The organism is Flavobacterium sp. CG_9.1, from assembly GCF_015751645.1.
GTDB lineage: Bacteria > Bacteroidota > Bacteroidia > Flavobacteriales > Flavobacteriaceae > Flavobacterium > Flavobacterium xanthum.
Genome location: NZ_JADOVC010000008.1, coordinates 125,123 through 134,631 on the forward strand (window position 1 = coordinate 125,123; position 9,509 = coordinate 134,631).

Below are 9,509 nucleotides of genomic sequence, written 5' to 3' on the forward strand. Positions count from 1 at the left end.
TTAAATAGTTATTGTCAAAACATGCTAGAGACTGCCGTTATCTTTTTAAATAAAAAATAGTAGTTTTGTTTTGTAGATATTTAATTACATGCACAGTCCTTATAATAACTCGAATGAAACATATAGTACTTTCCTTTTTATTATTAATTATTACTCCTTCTTTTGCACAACAAAAAAAGAAATCAATAGGTTTCATTGAAAACAAAGGACAAATTACAGACCAAAACGGAAAACCAAATCCAGGCGTTCAGTTTTTATTAAATACTGATGGATTAAACGTTCAAATAAAAAAGAATGGATTCTCCTATGATATTTATGAAGTTATAAAAAAGTCTGTAAAACAGCGTATCGAGGGCAGCAATACTTTTTCATCGCTAGCAAAAAACGATAATAAAACACCGGATTACACTTTAGAATATGTATTTCACAGAGTAGACATTGATTTTGTTAATTCCAATCCAAACGTAGAATTAGTTACAGCCGAAGCTTCAAAAGATTATGATAATTATTACAATGTCCCGAATAAACCCGAGGGTGTCGTTAACGTGCATCTGTACCAGCAAATTACATATAAAAATATTTACCCCAATATTGATGTGGTTTTTTTTGTTCCAAAAGACACTTTAAAAACAGTGGAATATAATTTTGTGGTACACCCAAAAGGTAAAATTTCGGATATTCAAATGAAGTTTAATGGAGTCAAAACGGATTTAGTCGATAACAAAATCCAAATGAATGTTCGTTTTGGTAAGATGGAAGAAACTCTACCCGCTAGTTGGACAGAAGAAGGAGAAATCAAAAGAAAAATTACTGTTGGTTACAAAAAAATCAAAAATAATATTTATGGTTTTGAAACTGCAAATATTACAACTGATAAAACAGTAATTATAGACCCAGTTCCGGTGCGGTTGTGGGGGACTTACTTTGGGGGAGCTAGCGGAAATCTCACTCAAAAGATAAGAGCGGATAAATCTGGAAATGTTATCATCACAGGAGAAACCTCAAGTGCAACAAATATTGCTACTTCTGGTGGTTTTCAAACCACAAAAATATCAATTTGGGATGCATCATTCCTTTCAAAATTTACACCAGATGGCAAAAAAATATGGGGCACTTACATTAATTCTGCTATGATTAGTGATCTTGCAGTTAACACCAATAACGACATTTACATTGGAGGCTCTGATTATGGCTATAATTCTGGAAATAATCTGACTACTCCTGGAGCATACAAAACTACTAATCCTGATTTCTCACTGGACGGATTAATTCTTAAATTTAACGCTAATGGACAACTAATATGGGGAACATTATTTGGCGGCAGCGATAGAGAAAAAATAAATACTTTAAGTTTAGACAATCAAGAAAATTTAATCATTGCAGGAGAAACAAATAGTTCTGGGGGAATTGCAACAAGTAATGCATTCCAATCACTAAATAATAATACTTTTAACGGCTGCGGTTTCTACGCTAAATTCTCTTCTTTGGGAAATAATATACATGGAAGTTATTTCCCTGGAAAAGTAACTTATTCAGCCGTTGACAACAGTAACAATTTAATTCTATCAGGACAATATTCGCTTTTTGGCTCCAACCAGCCTGATATTTCTACTCCTGGTGCACACCAAACACAAGTTTATTACATTGATGCTTTCATAGTTAAATTTAATTCATTAGAACAGCGAATATGGTGTACTTATTATGGTGGGGATGCCTCTTTTTTCATTTCAGTAAATGATTATTACGACCGTGTAACTGGCTTAGGAACGGATGAATTGAATAACATTTACATTACCGGAACAACAAATAGTATAAATAACATTTCGACTACAGACTCTCATAAAGAAAATCAAGCGGTAGGAGGTGTTGATGCATTTATTGCTAAATTTAATACTGAGGGTATCAGACAATGGGGAACTTATTATGGCTCAAATAATTTTATAGGAATTGATAATTGTGAAAGTAGCTTTACCTCTGCAAACGGAGATGTTTATATAACAGGAAATACAAGGAGCCAAACAGACATTGCTACCACTGGGAGTTTTCAGCCTGTAAATAATGGTTCTGATGAAGGCTTTATTTCAAAGTTTGACACTTATGGAAAACTAGAATGGGGTACTTATTATGGGGGAGCTAATCAAGATTATATAAAAAATATTTTTTACGATAGAAGAAACATTTATACTATTGGAACAACAGGAAGTACTAATCTTGGTACAGTAGGAACAGAATATCCAACACTTGCAGACGGTAATACTTTTATCGCAAAATTTCAAGACTGCCTATCGAATCCTTTAGCCTTTAGCAATTCCCCAATCTGTATTAGTAATACTATCGAATTAAATGCTTCCGGCGGAACCAATTATACTTGGACGGGGCCAAACGGATTTACTTCTACTCTACAAAATCCAACTATTCTTAACGCAACAACTTTAAATAGCGGCGAATACCGTTGTTTAATTACGGGAACAGGCGGTTGTGATGATACAAAAACAGTCGCTGTAATTGTTGGAGATATTGAATTGCCAATTCCAGATAGTACAACCCTACCAACACTTACCGGAGATTGCAACACAGTAATTACTACAATCCCAACAGCAACAGATAGTTGTGCAGGTACGATTACAGCGACGACTGCAAGTGCACTTTCCTATAGTTTACCCGGAACCTATACGGTGGTTTGGAATTATAATGATGGAAACGGAAATACAGCAACACAAAACCAAACGGTTATTATTACTCCTCAACCTTTACCAACTGCAACTTCTCCCCAAACTTTCTGCATCCAAGAAAATGCAACCATTAACGACATAATCATCTCAGGACAAAACATAAAATGGTATGATAGTTTAACCAATGGATCACTTTTATCAATTACAACTTCATTACAAAACGGAAATACTTATTACGCTTCTCAAACCATTAACAGTTGCGAAAGTGAAAGAATTCCTGTCCTCATAAACATTCAAAATACACTCGCTCCAACAGGAAATGCAAATCAAACTTTTTGTTCCAGTCAAAACCCTACTTTAGACACCGTCCAGATTTCTGGAACTTCTATAAAATGGTATAACTCCTCTGGAACGCTATTGTCTAATTCAACTTCTTTGCAAAACGGCATGACTTATTATGCAACTCAAACTATAAATACTTGCGAAAGCGAACGAATTGGAATCACCATTTCAATTGTAAATACGCCCGCTACTCCAACTGCAAATGCAAATCAAAATTTCTGTAAAAAAGAAAACGCAAGGTTGAGCGCTATCCAAATAGCTGGACAAGACCTAAACTGGTATGAAACTAATTTTAGTGCAATTAGTTTACCAAATTCTACTTTACTTGAAAATAACAAAAGCTATTATGCCTCGCAAACTATAGGTTGTGAAAGTGACAGAATTGCTATTTTAATTCGAATTTATGACACTCCACCTCCAACAGGTAACACTAATCAACAATTTTGTATTGATGAAAATGCACAAATTTCCAATCTAAATATTTTGGGTTCCAATATTAAATGGTATGATGCCTTAACCAATGGAACGGCTTTAGCTGAAACAACTGTATTATCAAATGGCGTAACCTATTACGCTACGCAAACATTAAATGACTGCGAAAGTGAAAAAATAGCAATTACGGTAACGATTCAGGATACACAAATACCCATTGGTAATCCAAACCAAACTTTCTGCATTCAAGAAAATACAAAAATTAGCAATATCGCTATCGAAGGACAAAACATAAAATGGTACACAAGCCTTTCCTCTTTAACTACATTATCTGAATCGATTGTACTTGAAAATGAAATGACTTATTACGCATCTCAAACTATAAACAACTGCGAAAGTTTACGAACTCCGATAACAGTGAATATTCTTGAAGCAACAAATGCAGGCTGTCTTGATTTAGTAGATGAACTTCCTTACCCAAAATTCTTCACGCCAAACGGAGATGGGTTTAATGATACTTGGACTATTAATTTTGCTTATTTGAAACCTAATACCGGAATTAAAATCTTTGATCGCTATGGGAAATTAATAACAGTTCTAAATCAAAATGAAACTTGGAACGGAACTTATAATAATCAACAACTTCCCGCCACTGATTATTGGTTTATAGCCACTCGAGCAGATGGAAAAGAAGACAAAGGGCATTTTAGTTTGAAACGATAGAAAAAGATCGGCTGAAAAATTTCAGTCGCCCTTTCTATTTAAAATCTTTTATATTTTAAAATTTATGCTCCTCTTTACTAATCACCAGTAATGCAAACAACGAAATACAAGCCGCTATGGTCAGATAAAATCCAACGTAAGTCAAACTATAAGTGCTTGCTAACCAAATCGCAATCATGGGTGCAAAAGCAGCTCCCAAAATTCCAGCTAAGTTAAAGGTCAAAGAAGCTCCTGAATACCGAACGGCAGTAGGAAACAATTCAGACAAAAAAGTACCCAACGGACCATAAGTAAATCCCATCAAAGCCATTCCAGTGCATAAAAATACAGTAATCATGACCGAACTTCCTGAGTTCAAAAAGTAAGAAAATGCAAAACCAAACACCGCAATAGCAGTTTTGGCAATAATCAGCATTTTACGTCGCCCAATTATATCAGCAACAACCGCCGAAATGGGAATAAACGCCGCAAAAAACAGTACCGAAAACAACTGAATCAATAAGAAATCTCTTTTTGCAAAACCTAAGTCGGATGTAGCCCAACTCAATGTAAAAACTGTCATTAAATAAAAAACTAAAAAGGTAGTCACGGCAGCAAAAGTCCCAAAAATTAATTGGTTTTTATACGATTTAATCAGCGTTAAAAAGGGGATTTTTACCTCTTCCTGTTCTTTTTTTGAGTTTTCAAAAGACGGAGTTTCAGTGATTTTAGTTCGAATATAAAAACCGATTACGACCAAAAGTGAACTAGCTATAAACGGAATACGCCAGCCGTAATTCATAAAATCGTCATTACTCAAGGTATCGGTCAATAACAAAAATGTTCCGCCGGAAAGCAACAAACCAATAGGAGCACCAAGTTGTGGAAACATGCCGTACCAAGCTCTTTTATTTGGTGGTGCATTTTCAATAGCTAACAATACCGCTCCTCCCCACTCGCCTCCTAAACCAACACCTTGCCCAAATCGACACAACATCAACAACAAAGGAGCCGCAACTCCAATACTGGCATAACTGGGTAAAAAACCAATAGCTACAGTCGAAATTCCCATAGTCAATAAAGCAGCTACCAAAGTAAATTTACGTCCTATTTTATCACCATAATGTCCAAAAAACGCGGAACCAAGCGGACGCGATAAAAAAGCAATTGAAAAAGTAGCTAATGATTGTAAAGTCGCCAAGGTGTTATCTGAACTTGGAAAGAATAATTGTGGAAAAACCAATACAGCGGCATTCGCATAAATATAAAAATCAAAAAACTCTATCGTAGTACCTATTAAACTACCAAAAAGAACATGTTTTACTGAGTTTTTAGCGTTAGGCATTGAATTATCTTTCATAAGATTGTTAAAAATATTTCAATAAAAATGATACTATTTTTCGAAAGTAACAAATAAATAATTCCAATAATTAATGGTAATTTAGCATCTTATAAAACTTTATTATGCCAACCGACTGTATCAGCTATCAGAATTCCGGATATTTCTCTCCTTTGATGAATGATTATTTAGACCAAAAAACCAATTTATCATCCTTATATAACAGATTTCCAACACTTGAAAGCTTTGAAGCTCAAATTCTTGAAAAGCAAAATAACTTTGATAACGCTTCCCGAGAAACGCTGGTTACTGTTTTACAAAAACAATATTTAAAAGTTGAAACTTCCGCAATAACGGAACAAAACATTAAGGATTTAGCACTTCAAAATACATTCACCGTTACCACTGGGCATCAATTAAACTTATTCAGCGGACCGCTTTATTTCTTGTACAAAATCATTTCGACTATTAATTTAACAACTGAATTAAAAGCGAAATATCCAACGAATAATTTCGTACCCATTTACTGGATGGCAACCGAAGATCATGATTTTGAAGAAATCAATTATTTCAATTTTAAAGGCAAAAAATTCCGTTGGAATAAAGAAAGCACAGGTCCCGTAGGACGATTGTCTACTGATGGTTTAGCTGATTTCCTGGAAGTTTATAAAATGGAATTGGGTTCCAGTACGAATGCCGAAACGTTAAAAAAATTATTTGAAGATTCTTATCTATCGCACAACAACCTAGCCGATGCAACACGTTTTTTGGCAAATGCACTTTTTGGCGCGTATGGATTAGTCATTTTGGATGCAGATAATGCCGATTTAAAACGCCATTTCATTCCATTTGCAAAAGAAGAATTACTACACCAATCCTCCCACAAATTAGTTTTAGAAACTGCCGAAAAATTAAAAGAATATACGATTCAAGTTAATCCCCGTCAAATAAATTTGTTTTACATCGAGGATAATTTTCGCGAGCGTATTCTTTTTGAAGAACAGAAATACAAAGTAAATCATACAAAAATTGAGTTTTCTGAAACAGAAATTCTAGCATTATTAGAAAATCATCCAGAAAAATTCAGTCCTAACGTAATTATGCGTCCATTATATCAGGAAGTAATTCTTCCTAATTTATGCTATATCGGCGGAGGTGGAGAAATTGCCTATTGGTTGGAATTAAAATCCTTTTTTGCTGCTGCAAAAGTAACTTTTCCAATCCTTTTACTTAGAAACTCTGTCCTATTGGCAACTGAAAAGCAAGCTAAAAAAGCAGACAAATTAGAATTGAATTGGGAGAATTTATTTTCGAAACAGGACCATTTAGTAACTACTAAAACCAAAGAATTATCAGATTTCCCAATCGATTTAGTAGATTTGAAAGCACAATTACAAAAACAATTTAGTAGTCTATATGATGTAGCGAACAAAACGGACGAATCTTTCCTTGGAGCTGTAAAAGCACAAGAAAAAAAACAAATCAAAGGTTTAGACAATCTAGAAAAACGTTTGCTAAAAGCTCAAAAAAGAAAATTAAATGACGTATTAGAACGCATTACCAACTTACAAAGCGAGCTGTTCCCTAACCAAAGTTTACAAGAACGCCAAACTAATTTTTCGGAATTTTATTTGGAATTCGGCGAAAATATCATTCCAGCGTTGGTTCAGCAACTCAAACCATTGGACAATCAATTTGATATTATTGTACTTTAATCAGACAACCGTTATTTGAATGCCGAATTTGTAAAAATAATCAATAAAAAAATACTATTTTTGCACAAAAATTAAAAAATAAAAAGATGGCTACTAATAGAACATTTACAATGATTAAGCCTGATGCTGTTGCTAACGGACACATCGGAAACATACTTGCAATGATTACAACTGCAGGTTTCAAAATCGTTTCTTTGAAATTAACACAATTAACAATTGCTGATGCTCAAGCTTTTTACGAAGTTCACGCTGCAAGACCTTTCTACGGTGAATTAGTTGAATTCATGTCAAGAGGACCAATTGTTGCTGCTATTTTAGAAAAAGACAATGCAGTTGAAGATTTCAGAACTTTAATTGGTGCTACAAATCCTGCTGAAGCTGCTGAAGGAACTATCCGTAAAGCATACGCGACTTCTATTGGAGAAAATGCAGTTCACGGTTCTGATAGCGATGAAAATGCAGCTATCGAAGGTGCGTTCCATTTTGCTGGAAGAGAGCAATTTTAATTTCAGATTTCAGATTGCTGATCTGAGATTTCAAATTTTAATAAAAAATTCCCGTTTCCAATAGAAGCGGGAATTTTTATATTTACTACAATCTGAAATCAAAAATCGTTAATCAGCAATCTAAAATCATTATCGCAAAACCACATCCTTCACTACATCTCGTCGTAATTCCTCATTAATCATAGCAACAATTTTAGATTTTCCATGGCTTAATTCTTCCCGCAAAACAGACGAAGTTAGCTCAACATACAACGTACTTCCTTTCAAAACCACATTGTTCGTATAACTGTTCACGCCATTTCCCATTAAGTTTTTCCAAGCGTCTTTCACGTCAATTTGGTCCATTCCGGGTTGCAGTTTATTCACCTGGATAATTTGTTTCAAAACATCCCCTATCGTACTTTGATTATTTAGTCGTTTTGCCATCGCCCAGTAAATTTATTGGTGTTGCTTTTTTGTAATGGTATTCTACTTTTTCCTTGTTCAACAGCACTAATTCTTCCGCTGAAACAGCAATTAATTCCTCACTCCACTTCATATAAGGCGTAGAATAGTCTAAGAATACTTTGTCATCCGCAAATCGAACCGTTACGTTTTCATACGTATCGTTCACCACAAACGTACCGTCTAATTGCGGCATCACTTTCTTCCTAATCCCTTTATTATTCTTTATTTCGAAATAATCATACACCTCATTCATCCCGTATTCTTTGTCCTTTATGGAATCAAAAACTACCTTCTCTACTTCCCAATATCCATTTATTTTTGAAATATCTTCTGGCTTTACCTTTTGCTGACAAGCCACAAAAAGAAATGCCAAAAATAGAATGCTAACTGTTTTTTTCATAATACTAATTATTTTTAGGAGCTGTTTCCTGCTTTACGCTTCAATCTTTTTACCCGCTGAAAAAGCGGCTAAAAAGGATTTACGCTGCAATCAGGGCTAGGGAATTTGTGATTAATCGCGTTTATTCTAGATACAAAGTTACTCATATTAACTTCAAAGAAAACAAAAATTTCAGAAACACTTTAAACTATTTTCTATATTTTTGGTGGTAAAGGAATTAGAACTAAATCAGTAGCAAGATGTCAAAAATAATCTACAGTCTCTTCATCGTATTATTGTGCAGCAGCTGCAGTTCTGAAACCACGGAACCAATTCCTACTCCACCAACAACTGAAAACCTTTATTTTCCACCTTTAACTGGTACCACTTGGGAAACAAAATCAATTGCAAGTTTAGGTTGGAAACAAACCGCTATGCAACCGCTACTAGATTATTTAGAACTCAAAAAGTCTAAATCTTTTATCATTCTTGTCAACGGAAGAATCGTAGTGGAAAATTATTTTAACGGTCATGACGCCAATACTTTTTGGTATTGGGCAAGCGCCGGAAAAACACTAACCTCAACTGTAACAGGAATAGCACAACAAGAAAACCTCATCAACATCAATACTAAAGTTTCGCAATACATAGGAACCGGTTGGACAAGTTTGCCTTTAGCCAAAGAAAATTTAATTACAAACAAGCATCTACTCAATATGACTTCCGGATTAGATGTATCCACCCGAGCAACTACATATTGTTTAGTTCAATAAGATTAATGATAGGAGCGTAATTTTACAATGGTTTAGATTGCGCTAGCTGCTTGTAATTGTGAGGATACAGGTCTGTAATATTCTTGTGGTTTATAGATTGGATATTCTCAAGGGTATATTTTAGCCACTCAAAAGGATTTACGTTATGCTTTTTGCAGTTAGTAAAAAAGGTATAGGCCATAGCCGCTCTTTGAGCAGCATC

General features: G+C 34.6%; 7 protein-coding genes and 1 pseudogene. 4 read left to right on the forward strand and 4 right to left on the reverse strand.

Going from position 1 to position 9,509, the window contains the following annotated elements:
- Window positions 1-113: 113 nt before the first annotated feature.
- Window positions 114-4,169, forward strand: a complete 4,056-nt coding sequence (locus IWX83_RS06465; RefSeq protein WP_196828461.1) for a T9SS type B sorting domain-containing protein — start codon at window positions 114-116, stop codon at window positions 4,167-4,169.
- Between the two features lie 55 nt (window positions 4,170-4,224).
- On the opposite strand, the gene IWX83_RS06470 is transcribed toward IWX83_RS06465, so the two are convergent.
- Window positions 4,225-5,508 carry an MFS transporter gene (locus tag IWX83_RS06470; RefSeq protein WP_196828463.1) on the reverse strand — a complete coding sequence of 428 codons (1,284 nt, stop codon included), beginning with the start codon at window positions 5,506-5,508 and terminating at the stop codon, window positions 4,225-4,227.
- Window positions 5,509-5,612: 104 nt separating this feature from the next.
- Between IWX83_RS06470 and bshC the strand changes: the two genes are divergently transcribed.
- Together bshC and IWX83_RS06480 are read left to right on the forward strand one after the other, a co-directional pair.
- Window positions 5,613-7,202, forward strand: a complete 1,590-nt coding sequence (gene bshC / locus IWX83_RS06475) for a bacillithiol biosynthesis cysteine-adding enzyme BshC (RefSeq protein WP_196828465.1) — start codon at window positions 5,613-5,615, stop codon at window positions 7,200-7,202.
- A gap of 86 nt (window positions 7,203-7,288) precedes the next feature.
- Window positions 7,289-7,708, forward strand: a complete 420-nt coding sequence (locus IWX83_RS06480) for a nucleoside-diphosphate kinase (protein WP_073355172.1) — start codon at window positions 7,289-7,291, stop codon at window positions 7,706-7,708.
- 129 nt (window positions 7,709-7,837) lie between these two features.
- On the opposite strand, the gene IWX83_RS06485 is transcribed toward IWX83_RS06480, so the two are convergent.
- The gene (locus IWX83_RS06485; RefSeq protein ID WP_073355171.1) at window positions 7,838-8,134 is read right to left on the reverse strand and encodes a DUF721 domain-containing protein; all 297 of its coding nucleotides are present in this window, start codon (window positions 8,132-8,134) and stop codon (window positions 7,838-7,840) included.
- The gene (locus IWX83_RS06490) at window positions 8,115-8,555 is read right to left on the reverse strand and encodes a hypothetical protein (RefSeq protein ID WP_196828467.1); all 441 of its coding nucleotides are present in this window, start codon (window positions 8,553-8,555) and stop codon (window positions 8,115-8,117) included. Before IWX83_RS06490 ends, IWX83_RS06485 begins: the two co-directional genes overlap by 20 nt.
- A 239-nt stretch (window positions 8,556-8,794) precedes the next feature.
- On the opposite strand from IWX83_RS06490, the pseudogene IWX83_RS06495 reads away from it, so the two are divergent.
- Window positions 8,795-9,277 (forward strand): annotated as a pseudogene (locus tag IWX83_RS06495) (serine hydrolase); the annotation flags it as partial.
- 52 nt (window positions 9,278-9,329) lie between these two features.
- Here the strand turns inward: IWX83_RS06495 and IWX83_RS06500 are convergent.
- The coding region (locus tag IWX83_RS06500) for a transposase domain-containing protein (protein WP_196828471.1) at window positions 9,330-9,509 on the reverse strand (180 nt) is incomplete at its 5' end.